Origin of the sequence: Bacillus sp. J14TS2, assembly GCF_018333015.1 — a bacterium.
Lineage (GTDB): Bacteria > Bacillota > Bacilli > Bacillales > Bacillaceae_C > Lederbergia.
The window spans coordinates 105,840-125,748 of the sequence record NZ_BORE01000017.1; the positions used below are offsets into that span (position 1 = coordinate 105,840).

Consider the following 19,909-nt stretch of genomic DNA (forward strand, 5'->3'; position numbering starts at 1 on the left):
GGAAATTGGGCAAGACCATTATTGAGAAAATTTGGGAAAAACATATTGTTGATCGAGAAGAGGGGAAGCCTGATTTACTATATATCGATCTTCATCTTGTGCATGAAGTTACTTCTCCACAAGCCTTTGAAGGCCTTCGCTTGAATGGACGTAAAGTAAGAAGACCTGATTTGACTTATGCGACCATGGACCATAATGTACCCACTCGTTTAAATGAAGTGGTGTCAGATCCTATTTCAAAAAAACAAATGACAACTCTTGAAAGAAACTGTGCAGATTTCGGTGTTCCATTAGCCGGAATGGGGCATCCAGATCAAGGAATCGTTCATGTAATTGGTCCTCAGCTTGGTTTAACACAACCGGGAAAAACAATTGTCTGTGGGGACAGTCATACTTCGACCCATGGTGCCTTTGGTGCTCTGGCGTTTGGAATTGGCACAAGTGAAGTGGAACATGTACTTTCCACACAAACACTATGGCAACAAAAGCCAAAAACAATGCAAGTCAAAGTGAATGGAGAACTTGGTACTGGCGTAACATCCAAGGATTTGATCTTAGCAATTATAGCTAAATACGGCGTAAATGTTGGAACTGGCCATATTTTTGAATATACAGGAGAAGCCATTCGAAATTTAACAATGGAACAAAGGATGACGGTTTGTAATATGTCGATTGAGGCCGGCGCGAAGGCTGGTTTGATCAGCCCAGATGAAACAACCTTTACCTATCTAGAGGGACGCGAGCAGGTTCCAAGTGGTGAAAAGTTCGAAGAATTAAAGCGCGAATGGCGCGATTTGGCAACAGATGATGATGCTGCGTATGATGCAGTAATCGAAATTGATGCATCTGAAATCGAACCATTTGTTACTTGGGGCACAAATCCTTCCATGGGGGTTGGGGTCTCCAATCAAGTGCCGAAACCAGAAGATGCCAAAAGTGATTCAGAAAAAGCAGAAATTGAACAGGCGTTGGAATATATGGGTCTTCAAGGCGGTACAAAAATAGAAGATATCGAGATCCAATATGTATTTATCGGTTCTTGTACGAACTCAAGACTTGAAGATTTGCGAGCGGCTTCCAAGGTTGTTGCTGGCAAAAAGGTGAAGGAAAGCGTCAATGCGATTGTTGTTCCTGGTTCGAGAACAGTGAAGCTGCAGGCAGAGCAGGAAGGATTGGATCAAATTTTCCTTGATGCAGGTTTTGAATGGCGTGAAACTGGTTGTAGCATGTGTCTAGCGATGAATGCGGACCAAGTTCCAGCAGGGAAACGCTGTGCTTCCACTTCTAACCGTAACTTTGAAGGACGTCAAGGAAATGGCTCTCGTACACATCTTGTCAGCCCAGCGATGGCAGCTGCTGCAGCGATTGCCGGCCATTTTGTTGATGTACGTAACTTCACAAAAGAGGGGGCGACAGCATGAAGCCGATTAAAGAAGTAACAAGTGTTTTAGCACCACTTGAACGTTCAAATGTTGATACAGACCAAATTATTCCGAAGCAATTTTTAAAACGGATTGAGCGAACTGGTTTTGGGAAATATCTATTTTATCACTGGCGCTTCAACGATGATGGAACGGAAAAGCCTGAATTTATTTTAAATAAACCAGCATACAAGGGAACAGAAATCCTTGTTGCCCGTGAAAACTTTGGCTGTGGCTCATCTCGTGAGCATGCCCCATGGGCCCTGGGGGATTATGGATTTCGGGTTGTGATCGCCACAAGCTTTGCAGATATCTTTTATAATAATTGTCTAAAAAACGGCATCTTAGCAGTCCAACTGCCAGCTGAACAGATTGAAGAACTTCTAGCAGCTGGAAAAGAAAAGTCATTAACCGTAACTGTTTCCTTAGAGGATGAAACAATTACAACAGCAGATGGCGCTGTCTATTCCTTTACCACTGATCCTTATCGACGGGAAATGCTTTTAAATGGTTGGGACGAAATTGCTTTAACTTTGCAATTAGAAGATAAAATAACTGAATATGAAAAGGCCCAGGCTTAATTGAATGGACAAAAAAACGACTTACACTCCGTAAGTCGTTTTTTATGGTTAAGAAGATTATAAAATTGTCGCTTGTGGATAACTGCTTATGTCGCGGTTGACATCCAGCTCCAGCGTCTAGCCCGCGAAGCTCACAGGATGTGAGTCCATCGGCGAAGACATGCGGACGTGGTGACCTTAGCCGATGTTCCACGAAATAACCTGAGCCACTGAAAGGCAAAGAACGCCTTTCTTTGTCTTCAGAACATTTGCTTGTCGGGGCTGATCAAGGCGCTTGCGCTTTTCTTGTTCATTCACATTTCTTACATAAAGTCTAAATCCACAAATACCATTCCCCAAAGAATCGATTCTTCTAAAAAAATGAACTTATTTACTCCCTAAAGACTCTTATAAATAGTGAGGTGAAGAGATGAATGTAAGCCGGCTAGTGAAGAAAGCAAAGAGAGGAAACAAGAATGCGTTAGTTGAACTGATTATGACTGAAAAAGATATATATTATCGTTTAGCCCTGACCTATACAGGAAATCAGCATGATGCCTTAGAGGCCATGGATGAAATGATCGTGAAAGTATATGAGAATATTGGTCAATTAAAAAGGAATGAAGCTTTTTTTAGTTGGAGTAAAACGATTTTAGTGAATACCTGTAAAGCACTGATTCGAAAACAAAAACGACTTGTGTTAACGGATGATCTATCAATGGTCGCGGAGGATCAGGCTTCAACAAAGGATCCATATGAACAGTCGGAGCAATATATGGTGATAGAGAAATTACTAGATCATATTAATGAACATCAAAGAGAGGCCATTCAATTAAAGTATTTTCATGACCTTGATTACCAAACCATTGCTGAGATAACCAATGTGTCGGTCGGAACGGTCAAATCACGCGTTTTTAATGGTTTGAAGAAGTTAAGAGAGCATTATGGAGGTGGTGAGCATGAGTAAGATTGAAAAACAATTAAAAAAAGGAAAAGCTCAGTTGAGAGCTGTGACCGCTCCTAAAGAGCTAGAGGATCGATTAAGTAAGGCGCTCGATCATACCCCTGATAGGAGGCGAAAGTCACGGGTTTGGCTTGTGGCTGCCGCGCTTGCATTTTTTACCCTGTTCATTGGCTATCATTATAATACATTCGCCTTTTATGGAAAAAAATTAATTGGGTTTGAGGAGGTCATGACAGGGACACTACAAGACTTAAATGAACAAGGGATGGGGCAAATCATTGACGAATCAACTGATTTAACAGAGGGGAGCCGGCTGTATATAGATGGCGTAATGGCCGATGAAAATCAATTGGTTTTATATTATACAATCAAAAATCCTGATGGGGTTGATAATGAAAACCTTCTACATTTACGTAGCATAACCGGCTTTTTAACAAATTCTTATACTGTTAGTGGAACGGCTTGGCTGAATGACAGTAAGACAGAAATAAAAGGAATGCAAACCTTTTACCCTGTCAATGCCTTTTCTAAAAAGTTAACTTTACACTTTTCGGAGATTCTTGATAATGAAAAGCAGATTGAGAGAAACATTACCTTTACTTACAATCCAAACAAAGCTTTCCGAGCAGAATTTAAGCAGTCATTGAAAAAGACAGTCAAGGTAGATAAGGGAGAGGTCAGATTTCAATCGATTATAGCTTCCCCAACAATTACGATGATTAAAGGAAGATTAAAGGTTGAGAACTTTGATAGGGTTCCGCTAGCCTTAGAAGGGATTGACCTAATCGCCAATGGTCAGCCACTTGAACAACTTGGCAGTGGCATTACTACTAGCCTTAGGGGGAGCGAGTTTGAATTGCGTTATGATGCCCTTCCTGATCAACTTGAGTCTTTACAGCTTGTTATGAAGGAGTTTGTTGGCTATCAACCACTGAACGAAAAAATTTCGCTTGCTGAGATTGGAAATAGACCCATTGAGATGGGCGGGAAAACGTTGGATATACAAAACATTCATCGAGAAAAGGATCAAATAAAAGTGACAATCACTACTGCTGAAGATGTCATGCTTGAGGGGGTGTCGCTCGAAAGTGGCGGAGAGGTGACCCCGTTGCAAACAACGGTTAACCAAAAGGAAAGCAAACAAGCAAATGGAGATATTTTGAAAGAACGGACCCTGGTATTTAAAACGGAAGATCCCCCGGAACATTTAATCATTAAAGGGATGCACTATATGAAGGAATATCAAGAAAAAGTGGAAATTCCCGTCTCAAAATAAAGATAGAGTGTGCCCATACGTCGGATATGGGCACACTCTATGATAAGAAATAGCTAGCGATTATGAATAATTGTTTTCTTCCTTACTATAATATTCATAGGCGAAATATCCAAATAGGAAGCCAATTCCAGCCCCTAAACTAATTGTAGTAGGCAAAGAGATTGAGGAAAATATGCCAAAGACTACACCAATAGCAGCACCAAAAATCATACCCATTGGTATTAAACTATTCAATAAATTCTGAGCACCTTTTGTCTCTTTCTTTCCAAGGGTACCTTGATTGTATTTGTATTGGAGCCTTTTAATGACAAACACTGCGATTCCGCCAACAATTACAACGGGCGCAATTGCCATAAGTATTCCCATGTTAGCATCTCCTTTCATTTTTTAACTTGGTGCGCATTATTTATTCTGTACAACAAGTTTAACATGAATGGGAGAACCACTGGATGGAGTTTTTGCTATTCAATGGTCCAGTCTAAGTCTAGACCGCTGTTCTCCGGATGATCAGAAAGGAAATGATCGCATACAAAAGTGATAATGGGATAAGCCATATACTCAATTGAAAAGCTGTATGTTGCGCGAACCACTGCAATAGATCCAGCCATGCCTGATAATAAGTAATCAATAGTACAGCGAGCGTGATTGAAAAAAAGAGCGCAAGACCAAGAATTAACAACCCTTTAAGAGCATATCGTTTTGAAAAAATGGCAATGAAGAGACCTAAGAAAAAGAAATTTACAAAAACAAGAAAGTAGACGACCAATTGTTCAAGGATATTTCCATCATTGAGGTAGGGGAATTTGAAAAAGATTAGAGTGTTTCCCCAACTCTGTGTAACATGTTCGACCATTGCAAGCACAATATAGAGGATAGCAAATAGCAAGCTTGAGCGAAGTCCTGTTAAGCTAAAGCTAATAAAATAATCGGTTCTCCGTACGGACATCCCCATTGCATAGGCAAAGGTTTGATTAAACCCGGCCACTCCCAACACAAACATATAGACGAGAATGTAACTAAAGCCTGTGATCAATATTGTTTCATTCCCTGGAATCAAGACTCCAATTGTCAAACCGAATAGAAAGCTTACACCCAAAATGATGAACGCAGTATAGAGCCATACCTTATCTTGACTGTGTATTTTTAAAGCCCGTTGAATACTCATAAAGACATCCTCCCTTCAGGTCTCGATTTCGTTAAATAAACAATAAGCTGTTGTAAGGAAATAGGTGAAATTTCAAGTCCCCGCTGCATGGCTTGGGATTTTCCATCTCCGATTAAGGTCGCCGTCATCGTCCCACCCATTCTATCTTCCTGGATCACGTCTTTTCCTTTTATAAATGATTCAACTTGAGCGGATAAGCCTGTCACCGCATATGCGAGTCCACGTAACTCCTCAGAGTCACGATCAATGAGAATTTTCCCTTGGTCAATGACAATCACATGTTCGAGTAAGTTACTGACCTCATCAATTAAATGGGTAGATAGAATAATAGTACGAGGATGGTTTCCGAAATCCTCAATTAATTGATCGTAAAATATCTTTCTTGCAACGGCATCAAGGCCTAGATATGGCTCATCAAAAATGGTGAGTGGCGCCCGGCTTGCAAGCCCAATTATGATGCCAACTGCTGAATGCATACCGCGTGATAATTTCTTGACTCTTTTCTTGAGCGGCAGATTAAATTCCTTTATAAGCTCCATAGCATATGCCTGATCCCAATTTTGAAAAAGGGAGGCGGAAACCTCTATTACATCGCGGACCCGAAAATTATCCGGATACTTTTGACTTTCCTTAATAAAACAGATTTTCTCCAGGACCTTTTGGTTTTCATAAGGCTGTTCACCAAATACGCGCAAGTCTCCATCAGTAGAAAAGATCTGAGCTGTAATCAGCTTCATTAAGGTTGTTTTTCCTGCCCCATTTCTTCCTAATAATCCATAAATTTTATTTTCCTCTATTGAAAGATTGATATCATCAACAACCTTGCTATCTTCATAATTTTTTATTAGGTGTTGGATGTCAATAATCGTTGTCATGCTTACTCCTCCCCTCTTTGTACCATCTCGGTTAGCTGTTCAATCGTCATCCCTAACTTTTTGGCTTCCTGAATCATGGTTACAACATACTGCTCGTAAAATTGTTCTTTTCGCTTTTCAATCACTTTTGCATGTGCTCCTTCTGCAACGAACATGCCAATCCCTCGCTTTTTGTATAAAATCCCTTCCTCCACCAATAAGTTAACGCCTTTTGCGGCTGTTGCAGGATTAATTTTGTAAAATGCAGCAATTTGATTCGTGGAAGGCACTTGATGCTCTTCTAAAAGTGCGCCTTCCATAATGTCATCTTCGATCCGTTCAGCTATTTGCAGAAAAATAGGCCGCCCATCGTCCATTAACTGTTTCACAACTTCACCACCATGTTGGTTAGTTACTTATGTAATTAACCATATAACGATATTAAAACAATGTCAAGGTATTTTTAAAAATAGGCATCGGTAATAAACTGAGGCAATGGCTAATAAAAGGGGGGCGACGGCTAATGGGCTTGTCGTGACAGCTAATAGAAATGACTTAATGACTAATAGGAACATCATAAGGACTAATAGACTGATTGCGATGGCTAATAGATCACCCGTAAGCCTGAAAATAGGTGATGCTCCCTCGTAATCTGTCATTCATACTCCGTTCATATTGGGTTTTTACAATCAAGCTAGAGAGAAAATAGTGGGAGATGAGTTGAAATGCTTCGCCTGTTTCGAAAGATTGTTCAATTTGCAAGTAGCTCTAAAGGGGCAAAAATCACTCTGCTTGCTTGGCTTGTTGTTGTGGCCTGTTTGAGTATTATCGCACCAGGAGCCAAGGAGTATGCAGGAAGTAGTAAGGAAATGAGCGTGAAGGAGAATCAACCTTCAGAGATCGCCGAGCAAATCATGGAGGAACAATTCCCGTCAGATGATGGATTACCAGCATTACTTGTGTTTCATCGAGATGGCAGAATTACAGATCAAGATCGAGAAAAACTGACAAAATTAAGTGAATGGTTAGCATCTAATGATCGACCTCAGGATGTGTCAAGTGCATTACCGTACCATCAATTTCCAAAAGGAATCCAGGATCAAATGTTTTCTGAAGATGGTTCAACACTTTTATTTAATCTTTCTATGAAGCCTGGCTTGGATTCTGATCAAACATTAGTCGCACTGGATCAAATTCGTGATAAGGTAAAGGAAATTGGACTAGATGAATTACAATTTGAAATTACGGGTCCAGCAGGCATTTCCGCGGATACGATCTCTCTATTTCGAAATGCGGATTTCGTTTTAATGTTAGCAACGGTGGTCTTGATTTTTATTATTTTAATCTTGATTTACCGCTCCCCGTTATTGGCGCTAACACCATTAGTAATCGCGGGAATTGTCTATGGCGCAGTCGATCGTATTTTGGGTCTCGCTGGAAAAAATGGCTGGTTTACCGTGGATAGTTCAGCAAATTCTATTATGCTTGTCTTGTTATTTGCGGTTCTTACCGATTATAGTTTGTTTGTATTTTCAAGATATCGTGAGGAATTAAGCAAGCAAGAATCGAAGTACGATGCGATGGGGAAGGCAATTTATCATGTCTCAGAACCGATTGTGTTTAGTGGTGGAACCGTATTTTTAGCGATGCTTACCCTATTTACGACCATCTTCCAACCGTACAATCATTTTGCGCCTGTTTTTTCGGTTGCAGTGGTCTTGATTTTAGTGGCAGGCTTAACTTTGATCCCAAGTATTTTTGCCCTAATGGGGCGAAAAGCTTTCTGGCCATTTATTCCAAAAGTGGAAAACAAGGAGAAGAAAGAAAGGGGGATTTGGCATAAAATTAGTCAGCTCGTCAAAAAGCACCCAGCTGTTATGGGAGGCTTACTACTTATTGTTTTGCTAGTAGGTATCTGCAATGTTACCTCGATGAAGTTCTCGTTTAACTTGCTAAAATCCTTTCCAGAGGACATGCCTTCTCGGCAAGGATTTGAATTATTAGAAGACAATTATCCTGCGGGGCAGCTAGCACCTGCCACTATAATTTTAAAATCATCGAAAGAAATCAAAGTAAATGAAGAGTTGGTCGAGCAAGTGAATCAATTTGAAAATCTATTGAAGAAACATAAGGGGATAGACTCTGTTTCGCCGAGTCTATCGACAGAAATGACTAAAGACCCTGAGCGTTTACCACGGAATTTTCTGGCCGATTCGCAGCAAGCCCTAAAGTTGCAAGTGGTCTTAGCGGAGAATCCATATAGTGTGGAGGCTTTGGATACGGTTCAGGATTTACTTGATTCAAGTGAAAAGATGTTAAAAGAGAGTGGTTTTTCATCTTCTGATGTGGAGCTACACTACGCGGGACAGACGGCACAGCAATTAGATGTGCGCACAATGAATCAACGCGATATGATTGTATTATTTTCACTCGTAACCATATTACTAATCATCATTCTTGGCTTTCAAACGAAATCTGTTCTGATGCCGATTCTAATGATGGGAACGATTCTATTATCCTACTTTGCTTCCCTAGGTTTCAGTTGGTGGATTTTCAAACATGGGCTGGGATATGACGCGATTAGTTATCGATTGCCGGTGTATACCTTTATCTTCATGGTTGCCCTTGGGATCGATTATAATATTATGCTCGTTTCTCGGATTCGTGAAGAAGCGTTAAAACTGCCTTGGAAGGATGCGGTGGCGAAAGGTGTTTCAGTAACTGGAGGCGTCATCTCATCTGCAGGTTTGATTCTTGCCGCCACGTTTGCTGTACTTATGACACAGCCTTTACAAGAATTGTTCTTATTCGGATTTACAATGGCATTAGGAATTCTCTTAGATACCTTCTTAATAAGAGGCATTTTCCTACCATCTATTTTGATTCTAACTCATGGCAAAAACAAGTGATTGATTATACAGACAGAGTGTTGTTGGAAACGCTCTGTCTGTTTCTCTGGCAAAAGTCCAATTTCTCTCAAGCTTTTCAGAAAAATAGTCATCGGTTTGCTTCCTAACAAAGATACGCTAAAGTTAAAGAAAAAGGAGTGAAATGATGCAAACGCGAATTTTAGTTGTAGATGATGATCCCCATATTCGCGAGCTATTGCGCTTTTATTTACAGAGAGAGCGCTTTGAAGTATTGGCAGCTGGGGATGGGGAGGCAGCTTCTCTCTTACTCGAAGAACAACAAGTTCACCTAGCCGTTGTGGATGTGATGATGCCCAGAAAAAATGGTTGGGAATTATGTGAAGAGATTCGCCAATTTTACGATATTCCCGTTATTTTATTAACAGCTAGAGGAGAAATGGAAGATAAAGCGAAAGGCTTTTTATCAGGTACAGATGATTATGTTGTGAAGCCGTTTGAACCGGAAGAATTATTATTTCGAATCCGCGCTCTGCTCAGGCGTTACCAAATGGTTTCAGATAATATTATTACCTTACATGAGACAGTGATCGATCGGAATAAGTATGAAGTCAGAGTAGGGGAAGAACGCTTGGTATTACCTTTAAAGGAATTTCAACTTCTAGCCCAGCTTGCAAGTCAGGCTGATCGCACATATACGCGAGAACAACTTTTGGACCTAGTCTGGGGACAAGAATTCGATGGCGATAACCGGACAATTGATGTCCATATCAAACGTCTGCGAGAACGATTTCGTGATCTAACAAATGATTTTAAAATTGTTACTGTCCGTGGACTCGGTTATAAGTTGGAGGCTACGGAAAAATGAAGACTTTATACGTTCGAATTGTTCTTACTTTTGCTCTCATTGCCCTAATCAGTGGCGTAATTGCCTTTTTATTTTCAAATCTTTACTATCAAATCAAGTTGAAGGATTTTAACGAGGAGAAAATTTTAGCAGTGGCAGAAGAGATTAGCTTTTTATATGAGCATGCAGACGATAACATGCCTGTGGATAAGTATTTAAAAAGAGTCGCCAATATGAATTTCCAATTATATTTGGTGAATCAAGAAATGGAAGGCGTTCAATTTGGAGATGAATTTCGTAACTATGATATAGAAGAAGAAGTCATTCAATCCGTATTAAACGGCGAGACTTATCACGGGATTTCCGAATTTCAAAGCAGTCTATTTGTGACGGGATTTTTCAAAGATGATATAAAAAATAGTATCGGTGTACCCATGGAGGTTGATGGTGAAATTCAGGCTTTGTTCATGCGCCCTAATGTGGAAAAGCAATTCGGGGAAATGCGAATTGTTTTTAGTATTCTGTTAGGTCTTACCTTTTTGATTAGTTTAGCATTGATTGCTATTTTTGCTGGTTTTCTCGTCCGGCCCATAAAAAAATTAACGAAGGCTACTAGAAGAATCGCTGGCGGACATTATGATATTCAGCTTGATCACAACCGAAAAGATGAAATTGGTGATCTTGCGTACGACTTTCAACGAATGGCCGTGTCTTTGAAAAAGTTAGACGACATGCGTCAGGAGTTTGTTTCCAATGTGTCTCATGAAATTCAGTCGCCTTTAACATCCATTCGCGGTTTTACAAAGGCAATCCGCACGAAGTCGATATCCGCTGAACAGGCAGACCAGTACCTGGAAATCATTGAAAAGGAAAGCGGGCGATTGTCTTCACTGAGTAAACAACTATTATTATTATCTTCACTTGATAAAGAGGCGAAAGCCATCCATAAAGAGCCATTCCGATTGGATGAGCAAATCCGCGAGGTCGTACTGCTGACCGAGTGGGAGTGGAACAAGAAAAAGCTCAAGCTGGAATTGGATCTTCCTGAGATGGTTATAAAAGCAGATCGACAGTTATTCCAACAAGTTTGGACCAATCTTCTTACCAATAGCATTAAATTCACAGGAGAAGCTGGGGTGATTTCCATCTCTGCAGTTATTGATGATCAAATTGTTGTCATGCTGCGAGATACAGGAAAAGGGATGACAGAAGAGGAACTTCTCCATATTTTTGACCGCTTTTATATGGCGGACAAATCGCGAAATCGGACCCAATCGGGCAGCGGTTTAGGATTATCTGTTGTAAAGAAAATCATCGATCTCCATGAAGGCAAGATAGAGGTGAAGAGTAAGCATGAAGAAGGGACGAAGTTTATAATCCGCATACCATGGGAATAGGAAAGTAAAGCTAGCTATGTTCTATTAGTATGATCGTTATGAAAAAGGGCTTTCATTTCCAACAAAATATGTGGATAAAATTGTGAATAATTCCTGCAGAAGGGTCAAAGACTCCATTAATATCAGGAAATACACAAGTTTGTGGATAAGTATTCTAAACCTTGTGGATAATGTGTAAAAATTAAACATGTACCTTTATAATTATGTTGATTATGTGTATAAGTCTGTGGATAATTTTTTTGAAAAGTAGAGAAAGCAGGTGAGGAAAACTTTTCCCTCCTGCTTATATAAAATTAAAAACGAAAGCTAACAACAAAAATCACTGCGAAAACAAGTAAAACAGATAGAAGCATCATCATGATATAACTATTGATACTTCGCGTATGTTTTAACACTCCTCCGTCCACTTCAAGCTGGGTTAATTTTTTGGCAAGTTTGCGTCCAAAGAGGCTTACACCTATGATGGTAAGCAACACAGTGACGCCGCCAATTCGCTCCATAAAGGCAAGGTAAAATGGCTTGGAACTGAGATTCATTGAAATGATCATAAAAACACCACTCAATAATACAAAAGAAGCACTTGGATGAACCAGTATATTGCCAATCCTTGTAATCTTTTTCACGATTGTGGAAAGTTCCTTCGACCCTAGATGCTTTTTCATCATCACTAAAATAAAGATAATTGCCAGCAAAGACCCAACCCAAATGGAAAGACCTGTAAAATGTAAAAATAACCAAAACTTAAACATACTATCTCCTCCTTAACTTAAGCATAAGGAACGATTGTGAACAGAGGGTGAATAGGAGATTACATAAATTTGGTGGAAGCTACCGCATGCAACAACGAAAAGTTAACGAAAGAACGCTTGTTTGTGTCTTGGGGATCTGCTATACTATATTTAGATATACTCCCCGTCAGTCCTCATCAAATATAAAGGACGTGTTCTTATGGTAGAACCAGCCTTAAGCTATGAACAATCTACTTATCCCCCCACATATATTCAACTGCGAGAAAAGCCTAATGATTATGCAAAAGAAAACCCACAAACAAGATTTCTCAAAAAAATATCACTCAAGAAACTCATGGATTTAAAAGTCGATTTTGCTTTTAAGCAACTTTTTGGCAATGAAAAAAATAAGGAGATCACGGTTGTCTTTTTGAACTCGATTCTACAAAAAACAGGCAGGGGTATAATCAAAGATATCCTATTTACGAATACGGAAGCGGGTGGTGAATATGTCGATGATAAGCAGTCGAGACTAGATTTATTAGTTGTGACAGATATAGATGAACAGATACATGTTGAAATCCAATTCACAAATAAATATGATATGATCAAACGTTCTATCTATTACTGGGCCGGTGTATACCGAAATCCCCTTGAAAAAGGGATGGATTATCATACTTTACAACCTGTGATCACCATCAATATTCTGAATTTTGACCTCTTTGAGCAGACAGATCACTTTCATACTTCGTTCCATTTATATGAAGATGAAAAACGATTCAAGTTAACGAATGTAATGGAATTCCACTTTATTGAAATGACAAAACTTATAAAGGATTGGCAAGGTGATAAGCTCGACCCTTGGAATGATGTGCTAGCTAGGTGGCTACTGATGCTGGGGATGGTCGATCGCAGGCAGAACAAGGTTTATAATAAAATCTATAAGGAATTGGAGGAGATCGCGATGAAGGATGAGCTTCTATACTCGGCTTTCGAAAGCTGGACGGCATTAAGCCTCAACCAAAAGCAGCGACTAGCTTATGAATCGCGTTTAAAGCGGGTAATGGATGAGGAAGCCTTCAAAAGCAGTATGGAATCATTACAACGGAAGGTTGAACAAGGGCAGCGGAACCTTGAGCAAGGACAAAGTGAACTTGAGCAAGGGCAACGTGAGCTTGAACAAGGACAACAGGAGGTTGAGCAAGGACAACGTGAGATTAAACAAAAGAAACGAGAGATTGAACAAAGGCAACGAGAGATTGAACAAAGGCGACAAGAGCTGGAACAAGTGCAACAAGAACTGAAACAAAGGAAACAGCAGATGACACAAGAGAAACAGCGGGTAGAGCAGGAGAAACAACAGGCAGAACAAGAGAAACAACAGGTAGAGCAAGAGAGACGACAGGCAGAACAAGGGAAAAGAGAATTAGAGAAAGAAAAGCGGAATATGGCTCGGCGCCTTTTAGAGAAAGGCTTGGATATAGCCTTTGTGATCGAAACTACGGGTCTTCCAGAAGGCGAGATTTTGGAAATTCAACGTCATTTGGAATGATGAGTCATCTATCTTTTTAATAAAAGTGCCAAGCGCTAGGTGCTTGGCTTCTTATTTTATCCCGCATTAACGGGCAGTAATACCCCCACCTCAAGGCAATAGAGAATACGGAGAAGCATAGGTGGGGGATACACTGCCCGTAAAAGCCCGATTGGTTCAACTAACAATCAGTGGGGGATGAAAGAAAACCCCCACTGATTGAAGGTTCACTTTATATCTTTGAATAGTAGTACAATGATAAGATTGATAGTACACTAGGTACATAGAAAGATTTTCGGGTTCCTAAAGGAGGAAAGCATGTTATGATCCAACAATCCATACTAGAAGAGGTTTTAGCTGCTGCTTTATTAACAGGTGGCGATTTTGCCGAGGTGTTTGCGGAGGATCGGTATTCTAATAACTTAAGGCTTCATGATGGAAAGATTGACCGCAGCTTATCAGGAAGAGAAGCAGGTGTGGGGATTCGAGTATTTCATGGCCTACAAAGTGCGTATGCATACACGACTGATTTTTCCAAAGCCGGTTTGTTAAAAACGGCGAAAGAGGCAGCTCAAGCCTTGCAAGGTGATTTCTATCAGCAAGCCCCAGTCCTTCATAGACAAATTCATCCCCCTCTTCATAAAATTGAGCAGATGCCTGATGGAGTAGACGGGAAGCGCAAAGTAGAAGTGATGAAACAAGCGTATGATCTGGCGAAAAATTACCATTCTAGTATTGCTCAGGCGACGATTCAATACATAGATCACGAACAAAATGTGTTGATTGCCAATTCGGAAGGAAAGTTTGTAGAGGATAAGCGAGTAAGAGGGCGATTAGCGATTCAGGCGATCGCTTCAGATGGTATCCAAATGGAACCGGGATTTTATGGACCTGGGGCACATCAAGGTTTTGAGTTTATTGAAAACTTGAATCTCGAACATTATGCGACGGAAGCCGCGAGAATCGCTGTGACAATGTTGAATGCGGAAGAGTGTCCAAGCGGTAAGTTCCCCGTCATTATAGATAATGAATTTGGTGGCGTCATTTTTCATGAGGCTTGTGGTCATGGCTTGGAGGCAACTGCTGTCGCGAAAAATAATTCTGTTTTTGCTAATCGAATTGGTGAAAAGGTGGCCCCTGACATTGTCACCTATATTGATGATGGTACGCTCCCAAATGAATGGGGCTCCCTAAATATGGATGATGAGGGTGAAAAAACGAGAAAAAATGTCCTAATTGAAAATGGCATTTTAAAAGGATATTTGATTGATAAACTAAACGGCCGCCGAATGGGCATGAATCCAACAGGCTCTAGTCGTAGAGAATCGTATCGTTTCAGTCCTACTTCAAGAATGACGAATACGTATATTGCGCCAGGAAAGTCGACCCCAGAGGAAATCATTGCCAATACCGAGTTTGGGATTTATGCCAAATATATGGGTGGCGGGCAAGTGAATCCTGCAACAGGGGATTATAATTTCGCCACACATGAAGCATATATCGTGAAGGATGGAAAGATTGCTCAGCCTGTAAAAGGTGCGACCTTGATTGGAAATGGTCCGAAAACCCTGCAACGTGTCGATATGGTCGGTAATAATCTTGCTCATGGTGCGGGAATGTGCGGTTCCCTCAGCGGAAGTCTGCCAGTGAATGTAGGGCAACCAATGATTCGTGTCAGTGAAATCACAGTCGGTGGGACGAAGGGGGAGTAAGTCGATGAAAATTGAAAAATTCCAAGAAAAGGTAATGGTAAGTGGTTTGCTGGCTGGCTTTGAAGATATGGAAATTTATTATGAGCAGGCAGACGGGCTCTCCTGCGATATCTATCAAGGGGAAGTCGACCGCTATGAAACATCACGGACAGGTGGACTTTCCTTCCGCGGAATCTACGATGGAAAAACAGGCTACGCCTTTACAGAAAAAATCGAAGAGGATTCGATTGATTATTTGCTAGAAAAAGCCAAAGCAAATGCTGAATTAGCCGAAGAAGAAGAGCCGGAAGAAATCTATGCGGGAAGTGGTGAATATGAGGAAATCGATCACTATTCAGATGCCATGGATACCATTTCGACAGCGGATAAAATGGCCTTTTTAAAAGCGGTTGAGGAAAAGATCCTTCGCAACAACAGTAAGATTTACTCGGTCAATACATGTCGGATGATCGAGCAATCAAATGAACGTCTACTAGCCAATAGTAAAGGTCTAGTTTTACATGATCGAAAAAATTTCTTCGCAATTATGTTCTCCGTGGTCGTAAAAGATGGGGATGAAACGAAAAGTGGCTTTACCGTAAAAATGACGAAGGAATTCGATACTTTAGTTGCGGATGAAATCGCGAAAGAGGCGGCAGAAGAAGCCCTTTCCTATCTAGGAGAACAATCGATTGCCAATAAAAAATACCCGATTATTTTTAGAAAAGATGCGGCTGTTCAATTACTTGGTACTTTCCTTTCATCTTTTTCGGCTGAGGTAGCTCAGAAAGGTCAATCTCGCTTAAAAGATCAGGTTGGAGAAACTATTGCGTCCAAACACCTAACGATTATTGATGATCCTTTCTATGAAGGAGGTCCTGCGAATCGGAATTTTGACGGGGAAGGAGTTGCCTCGAAGACCTGTACGGTGATTGAAAATGGAAAACTGCAGACTTTATTGCATAATCGTAAGACTGCAAAAAAAGCAGGCGTGGAAACGACAGGGCACGCATATAAGCCATCTTATAAAGGGACTGTTGTGATTGCGCCATCCAACTTTATTGTTGCTGTGGGAGAAAGAACACAGGATGCTATTGTAGCCGAGCAACGGGAAGCTGTACTGATTACGAAATTATCAGGTTTACATTCTGGAGCAAATGCCATTTCTGGTGATTTTTCGGTTGCAGCCAATGGATTTTATATCAAAGACGGTAAAATCGTGGCACCAGTGAAACAAATGACGATCGCCGGTAACTTTTTTGAACTTTTGAAAGAGATTAAAGAGGTGGGATCAGACCTTTATATAAGTCCAGGAGGAACCGGGGCCCCGTCCATACTTGTAAAGGAATTATCTGTCACTGTAGATTAAGTGAATCAGGAGACTAGAAATGAATATGATATTGGCTGTAATGTTTGTTGTATGTGGTTTTATTTTATGGAGTTTGGCACGAGTGGTTAGGAAAAAGGGGTTCACCTGGAAACGGATGGGATCCTTATTCCTATCCTTTTTCTTGTTGATTGGCAGTGGTTTTTTCCTTGTGGATAAAAGCGGTATTTTCCCTGGAATTGGAACCTCTGGAACAACCGAGCAAATTCCAGTTGAATTGGTGAAAGTGATTGACGGCGATACGATTAAAATTATCTACCAAGGACAAGAGCAAAATGTCCGTTATCTATTGATTGATACGCCAGAGACTAGTCACCCTAGACTAGGAAAACAACCGTTTGGCGAGGAAGCAAAGAAAAGGAATGCAGAACTGATTGAGAATGGAAAATTAACGATTGAATTTGATGTTGGGGAAAGATTTGATAAATATAGTCGACTTCTTGCTTATATCTATGTCGATGGAGAAAGTGTTCAAGAAAAGCTTCTAGAAGAAGGCTTAGCGCGGGTTGCTTATGTCTACCCACCGAATACTAGGTATCTAACACCGTTTGAAAAAGCACAGAAAAAAGCCCAAAAGAAAGAGGCTGGCATTTGGTCACTGGAAAATTATGCGAGAGACGATGGGTTTCATGCAGATTCTGCAGAATCAGAATCGCAAACGAGCGCCGACGAGGATTGCCAAATCAAAGGCAATATTGGTTCTTCCGGAAAAATTTATCACACACCAGACTCGCCTTGGTATGAACAAACTAAGCCTGAGGTAATGTTTTGTACGGAAGAGGAAGCGGTGGAAGCGGGGTTTCGGGCGCCGAAGTGATGAGGATAATGTTAAAGACCCGCTAAGGATATCGTCAACACTAGCAATCAGAGATAAAGTAAATCTCGATGAGTTATTTAATTTCAGAAACGGGCTCAATTTCAAAATAAAAACTATACTCTTTTGTAGTAGGGGATCTGCATCTAATGATAAACTATAGATAAAGTAACATGGAGGTGACTAAAATGAAATGGGAAGATGTACGTCAAGCGTTTCCCGAAAAGTGGGTTTTAATTGAGGCGATAGAAGCATTTACGAATGAAGAAAGTGAACGTATTTTAGTCGATATCGTCCCTTTAAAAAAGTTCTCTAATTCCCCAGAGGCAATGAAAGTATATCAAGAACTTCATCGTGAAAATCCTACCCGCGAATTTTATGTCCTTCATACAAGTCGAGATAAACCAAATATTATTGAGAAAAAATGGGTAGGGGTTAGACGATAATGAAAAAGTTAATTATTGAAGAAGGGTTATTACTTACTGATATGATATTAACTTTTAGGGAACAGTCGTTATTGCTAGATCGTGTTTAAGTTGATACGGGTTCAGGGAGTACAATAGTTTCTACTGATATGGCTGAATCAATAGGAATCATTGCCGAAGAAAACGATACGATATATCGTATAAGTGGTGTTGGCGGATCGGAATTTGTCTATTCAAAAAAGATTGATTCTATAAAAATTGGAGAAAAGGAAGTAGTAAATTTTCCGTTAGAATTTGGAGCAATGAACTATGGATTTGATTTATTGCAGGAAATAAAGGCACTAATAAACATAGACCAGCTTACACTAGAATATAAATGAAAATGACAGAAGTGATAATGTAGTCTTCATCTTTTCAAATATATGCTACAGTATAAGAAAGAAAATACTGAAAATTTTCCATGGGGTGTGGGGTATGAGTGAAAAGCTTCGAACAAATAACAAGTCTGTCGTTTCATTAACGCTCGGAATTCTTTCCATTGTACTACCTGCGATCGGCCTGGTACTCGGTATTATCGGGATGATCTTTTCAGCAATAGCTGTAAAAGAAATTGAGAGAACAAATGAGAATGGCAAAGGACTTGCAATTGCAGGATTTGTATGCAATATTGTTGGGTGTATCATTCAACTATTTTGGATCGTTTTGGGGATTTTATCGTTTTATTCCTATTCTAACATGGAATTTGAGATGCAGTTTATTTCACTTCAAGGATTACTTTGATGGAACGAAATATGACTGGATCAGCCTTGTGTTTTATTGACTCAAGGTTATTTTGCTTCTATGCGGGAGTATTATTTTGCATACGACAGTATTCTATCTCTATACGGGAGTATTTTCTTGTATACGACAGTATTCTATCTCTATACGGGAGTATTTTCTTGTATACGACAGTATTCTGGCACTATACGGAGTACTCTCCCTTGCTGTTAGTCTCAGTGGTTAACCACTATTCAACGAGCTAACAAAAGCGAGATTTGTAGATTTCACTTTCGTTAGCTCCTCATCTATATTTTACGAGACTTAACAATTAATGTAGATGGGGTTATTTTAGCTCTATCACCAGAATACCAACGTGCTGGATTACTTTTATCATTTTGGGGAATATTTGATTCTTCGATTATTTGCTCTATAACAAACCCAGCATTTATCAACTCATTCACAAAGGTACTAACCTTTCGTCTATACATAACAACAGGAACATCACGCCAAATCACAGTTTCAGGACCTTCTTTTAAGAATGATCCATTTAGAATAAATTGACCGTTTTCATAAGCTAGTTTCGTATGGATTGGATGCTCCCAACTAAATATAAACTCACCCCCTGGCTTTAAACTTCGAAAAATGTTACTCAATGTCTTTTTTAAGTCAACAGTCCAACCAAGTGCATAAATGGAGACAACTTTATCAAAATAGTCGTTGGGTAAACCTGGAATATCCTCCATTGAGGATTCAATAAAATTTATCCCGCATTAACTGGCTGTAAGACACCAACTTCAAGAATTCTTGAAATAATCTAGAATTGTAAGTGGGGATCAACAGCCAGTAAAAGCCCGATTTGTTCAACTAACAATCAGTGGGGGATGAAGGAAACTGAATCCCAATTGAAATTACTAGGCGACATTCGCAATAATGTAATACTAGAAGTAGGTTGTGGCAGCGGCCATTCACTAGAGTTTTTTGCTAAAAATAATGCTCGCGAACTTTGGCAACAATTCGAAAAAACTAGCAGAACTAACACCTATTAGATCCACCTTATCACTTTCTTGCTAGTCCTTGGGGAGTGAATGCTAAGGATTATCACTAGCGTTGCATTAAATTTCCAGCCAAAAGTCAAGAGGAAATAACTATGCCAAAATTATGAATAATGGCAATTATCACTATAAAAGTCCATAAAAAAACCTTATAATTAGGGTATGGTAGTC

The 19,909-nt window shown here is 40.0% G+C and carries 20 protein-coding genes and 1 pseudogene; 14 read left to right on the forward strand and 7 right to left on the reverse strand.

Annotation, left to right across the window (positions count from 1 at the left end; translation table 11 throughout):
- The first annotated feature begins 5 nt into the window (after positions 1 to 5).
- From leuC to KI375_RS22030, 4 genes are all read left to right on the forward strand, one after another.
- On the forward strand, positions 6 to 1,421 hold the full coding sequence (gene leuC, locus KI375_RS22015; protein ID WP_212975543.1) for a 3-isopropylmalate dehydratase large subunit: 1,416 nt from the start codon (positions 6 to 8) through the stop codon (positions 1,419 to 1,421).
- A complete protein-coding gene (gene leuD / locus KI375_RS22020) occupies positions 1,418 to 2,002 on the forward strand; it encodes a 3-isopropylmalate dehydratase small subunit (RefSeq protein WP_212975544.1) in 585 nt (194 codons plus the stop codon). Before leuC ends, leuD begins: the two co-directional genes overlap by 4 nt.
- Positions 2,003 to 2,411: 409 nt before the next feature.
- Positions 2,412 to 2,948 carry an RNA polymerase sigma factor gene (locus KI375_RS22025; RefSeq protein ID WP_212975545.1) on the forward strand — a complete coding sequence of 179 codons (537 nt, stop codon included), beginning with the start codon at positions 2,412 to 2,414 and terminating at the stop codon, positions 2,946 to 2,948.
- Entirely contained in the window at positions 2,941 to 4,221 is a 1,281-nt protein-coding gene (locus KI375_RS22030; protein ID WP_212975546.1) for a DUF4179 domain-containing protein, read from the forward strand. Before KI375_RS22025 ends, KI375_RS22030 begins: the two co-directional genes overlap by 8 nt.
- A 60-nt stretch (positions 4,222 to 4,281) precedes the next feature.
- On the opposite strand, the gene KI375_RS22035 is transcribed toward KI375_RS22030, so the two are convergent.
- The 5 genes from KI375_RS22035 to KI375_RS22055 all read right to left on the reverse strand — a co-directional run bounded on the left by KI375_RS22035 (position 4,282) and on the right by KI375_RS22055 (position 6,899).
- Positions 4,282 to 4,587 (reverse strand): hypothetical protein, encoded by a 306-nt coding sequence (locus KI375_RS22035; RefSeq protein ID WP_212975547.1) that lies wholly within the window; start codon positions 4,585 to 4,587, stop codon positions 4,282 to 4,284.
- Positions 4,588 to 4,705: 118 nt separating this feature from the next.
- A complete protein-coding gene (locus KI375_RS22040) occupies positions 4,706 to 5,386 on the reverse strand; it encodes a hypothetical protein (RefSeq protein ID WP_212975548.1) in 681 nt (226 codons plus the stop codon).
- Positions 5,383 to 6,261 (reverse strand): ABC transporter ATP-binding protein, encoded by an 879-nt coding sequence (locus tag KI375_RS22045; protein WP_212975549.1) that lies wholly within the window; start codon positions 6,259 to 6,261, stop codon positions 5,383 to 5,385. Before KI375_RS22045 ends, KI375_RS22040 begins: the two co-directional genes overlap by 4 nt.
- Positions 6,262 to 6,263: 2 nt before the next feature.
- Positions 6,264 to 6,617, reverse strand: a complete 354-nt coding sequence (locus KI375_RS22050) for a GntR family transcriptional regulator (protein WP_212975576.1) — start codon at positions 6,615 to 6,617, stop codon at positions 6,264 to 6,266.
- A 75-nt stretch (positions 6,618 to 6,692) separates the two neighbouring features.
- Complete coding sequence (locus KI375_RS22055) at positions 6,693 to 6,899, reverse strand: hypothetical protein (RefSeq protein ID WP_212975550.1); 207 nt, start codon at positions 6,897 to 6,899, stop codon at positions 6,693 to 6,695.
- 66 nt (positions 6,900 to 6,965) lie between these two features.
- Here KI375_RS22055 and KI375_RS22060 point away from each other — a divergent pair, with 66 nt between their 5' ends.
- The 3 genes from KI375_RS22060 to KI375_RS22070 all read left to right on the forward strand — a co-directional run bounded on the left by KI375_RS22060 (position 6,966) and on the right by KI375_RS22070 (position 11,351).
- Positions 6,966 to 9,149 carry an MMPL family transporter gene (locus KI375_RS22060; RefSeq protein ID WP_212975551.1) on the forward strand — a complete coding sequence of 728 codons (2,184 nt, stop codon included), beginning with the start codon at positions 6,966 to 6,968 and terminating at the stop codon, positions 9,147 to 9,149.
- A gap of 145 nt (positions 9,150 to 9,294) precedes the next feature.
- Positions 9,295 to 9,975, forward strand: a complete 681-nt coding sequence (locus KI375_RS22065) for a response regulator transcription factor (RefSeq protein WP_212975552.1) — start codon at positions 9,295 to 9,297, stop codon at positions 9,973 to 9,975.
- Positions 9,972 to 11,351: a sensor histidine kinase gene (locus KI375_RS22070; protein ID WP_212975553.1), complete on the forward strand. Its 1,380-nt coding sequence runs from the start codon at positions 9,972 to 9,974 to the stop codon at positions 11,349 to 11,351. The genes KI375_RS22065 and KI375_RS22070 overlap by 4 nt, the downstream gene beginning before the upstream one ends.
- Before the next feature lie 293 nt (positions 11,352 to 11,644).
- Here KI375_RS22070 and KI375_RS22075 read toward each other — a convergent pair whose 3' ends face one another.
- Positions 11,645 to 12,100 carry a hypothetical protein gene (locus tag KI375_RS22075; protein WP_212975554.1) on the reverse strand — a complete coding sequence of 152 codons (456 nt, stop codon included), beginning with the start codon at positions 12,098 to 12,100 and terminating at the stop codon, positions 11,645 to 11,647.
- A 199-nt stretch (positions 12,101 to 12,299) separates the two neighbouring features.
- Here KI375_RS22075 and KI375_RS22080 point away from each other — a divergent pair, with 199 nt between their 5' ends.
- The 7 genes and pseudogenes from KI375_RS22080 to KI375_RS22110 all read left to right on the forward strand — a co-directional run bounded on the left by KI375_RS22080 (position 12,300) and on the right by KI375_RS22110 (position 18,707).
- A complete protein-coding gene (locus KI375_RS22080; protein ID WP_212975555.1) occupies positions 12,300 to 13,631 on the forward strand; it encodes an Rpn family recombination-promoting nuclease/putative transposase in 1,332 nt (443 codons plus the stop codon).
- Positions 13,632 to 13,933: 302 nt separating this feature from the next.
- Complete coding sequence (locus KI375_RS22085) at positions 13,934 to 15,322, forward strand: TldD/PmbA family protein (RefSeq protein WP_212975556.1); 1,389 nt, start codon at positions 13,934 to 13,936, stop codon at positions 15,320 to 15,322.
- 4 nt (positions 15,323 to 15,326) lie between these two features.
- The gene (locus KI375_RS22090) at positions 15,327 to 16,670 is read left to right on the forward strand and encodes a TldD/PmbA family protein (protein ID WP_212975557.1); all 1,344 of its coding nucleotides are present in this window, start codon (positions 15,327 to 15,329) and stop codon (positions 16,668 to 16,670) included.
- A gap of 19 nt (positions 16,671 to 16,689) precedes the next feature.
- Positions 16,690 to 17,505 carry a thermonuclease family protein gene (locus tag KI375_RS22095; protein ID WP_244852942.1) on the forward strand — a complete coding sequence of 272 codons (816 nt, stop codon included), beginning with the start codon at positions 16,690 to 16,692 and terminating at the stop codon, positions 17,503 to 17,505.
- Between the two features lie 185 nt (positions 17,506 to 17,690).
- Entirely contained in the window at positions 17,691 to 17,948 is a 258-nt protein-coding gene (locus KI375_RS22100) for a hypothetical protein (RefSeq protein ID WP_212975558.1), read from the forward strand.
- A gap of 101 nt (positions 17,949 to 18,049) precedes the next feature.
- Positions 18,050 to 18,307 (forward strand): annotated as a pseudogene (locus KI375_RS22105) (retropepsin-like aspartic protease); the annotation flags it as partial.
- Between the two features lie 94 nt (positions 18,308 to 18,401).
- Positions 18,402 to 18,707: a DUF4190 domain-containing protein gene (locus tag KI375_RS22110; protein WP_212975560.1), complete on the forward strand. Its 306-nt coding sequence runs from the start codon at positions 18,402 to 18,404 to the stop codon at positions 18,705 to 18,707.
- 284 nt (positions 18,708 to 18,991) lie between these two features.
- Here the strand turns inward: KI375_RS22110 and KI375_RS22115 are convergent, their stop codons facing one another.
- The gene (locus KI375_RS22115; protein WP_244852944.1) at positions 18,992 to 19,429 is read right to left on the reverse strand and encodes a class I SAM-dependent methyltransferase; all 438 of its coding nucleotides are present in this window, start codon (positions 19,427 to 19,429) and stop codon (positions 18,992 to 18,994) included.
- Positions 19,430 to 19,909: the final 480 nt, after the last annotated feature.

Excerpts from the sequence above, each read along its gene's own strand:
- leuD (WP_212975544.1), top strand. The coding sequence starts at position 1,418 with ATGAAGCCGATTAAAGAAGTAACAAGTGTTTTAGCACCACTTGAACGT.
- KI375_RS22025 (WP_212975545.1), top strand. The coding sequence starts at position 2,412 with ATGAATGTAAGCCGGCTAGTGAAGAAAGCAAAGAGAGGAAACAAGAAT.
- KI375_RS22030 (WP_212975546.1), top strand. The coding sequence starts at position 2,941 with ATGAGTAAGATTGAAAAACAATTAAAAAAAGGAAAAGCTCAGTTGAGA.
- KI375_RS22035 (WP_212975547.1), bottom strand. The coding sequence starts at position 4,587 with ATGGGAATACTTATGGCAATTGCGCCCGTTGTAATTGTTGGCGGAATC.
- KI375_RS22040 (WP_212975548.1), bottom strand. The coding sequence starts at position 5,386 with ATGAGTATTCAACGGGCTTTAAAAATACACAGTCAAGATAAGGTATGG.
- KI375_RS22045 (WP_212975549.1), bottom strand. The coding sequence starts at position 6,261 with ATGACAACGATTATTGACATCCAACACCTAATAAAAAATTATGAAGAT.
- KI375_RS22050 (WP_212975576.1), bottom strand. The coding sequence starts at position 6,617 with ATGGACGATGGGCGGCCTATTTTTCTGCAAATAGCTGAACGGATCGAA.
- KI375_RS22055 (WP_212975550.1), bottom strand. The coding sequence starts at position 6,899 with ATGACAGATTACGAGGGAGCATCACCTATTTTCAGGCTTACGGGTGAT.
- KI375_RS22060 (WP_212975551.1), top strand. The coding sequence starts at position 6,966 with ATGCTTCGCCTGTTTCGAAAGATTGTTCAATTTGCAAGTAGCTCTAAA.
- KI375_RS22065 (WP_212975552.1), top strand. The coding sequence starts at position 9,295 with ATGCAAACGCGAATTTTAGTTGTAGATGATGATCCCCATATTCGCGAG.
- KI375_RS22070 (WP_212975553.1), top strand. The coding sequence starts at position 9,972 with ATGAAGACTTTATACGTTCGAATTGTTCTTACTTTTGCTCTCATTGCC.
- KI375_RS22075 (WP_212975554.1), bottom strand. The coding sequence starts at position 12,100 with ATGTTTAAGTTTTGGTTATTTTTACATTTTACAGGTCTTTCCATTTGG.
- KI375_RS22080 (WP_212975555.1), top strand. The coding sequence starts at position 12,300 with ATGGTAGAACCAGCCTTAAGCTATGAACAATCTACTTATCCCCCCACA.
- KI375_RS22085 (WP_212975556.1), top strand. The coding sequence starts at position 13,934 with ATGATCCAACAATCCATACTAGAAGAGGTTTTAGCTGCTGCTTTATTA.
- KI375_RS22090 (WP_212975557.1), top strand. The coding sequence starts at position 15,327 with ATGAAAATTGAAAAATTCCAAGAAAAGGTAATGGTAAGTGGTTTGCTG.
- KI375_RS22095 (WP_244852942.1), top strand. The coding sequence starts at position 16,690 with ATGAATATGATATTGGCTGTAATGTTTGTTGTATGTGGTTTTATTTTA.
- KI375_RS22100 (WP_212975558.1), top strand. The coding sequence starts at position 17,691 with ATGAAATGGGAAGATGTACGTCAAGCGTTTCCCGAAAAGTGGGTTTTA.
- KI375_RS22110 (WP_212975560.1), top strand. The coding sequence starts at position 18,402 with ATGAGTGAAAAGCTTCGAACAAATAACAAGTCTGTCGTTTCATTAACG.
- KI375_RS22115 (WP_244852944.1), bottom strand. The coding sequence starts at position 19,429 with ATGGAGGATATTCCAGGTTTACCCAACGACTATTTTGATAAAGTTGTC.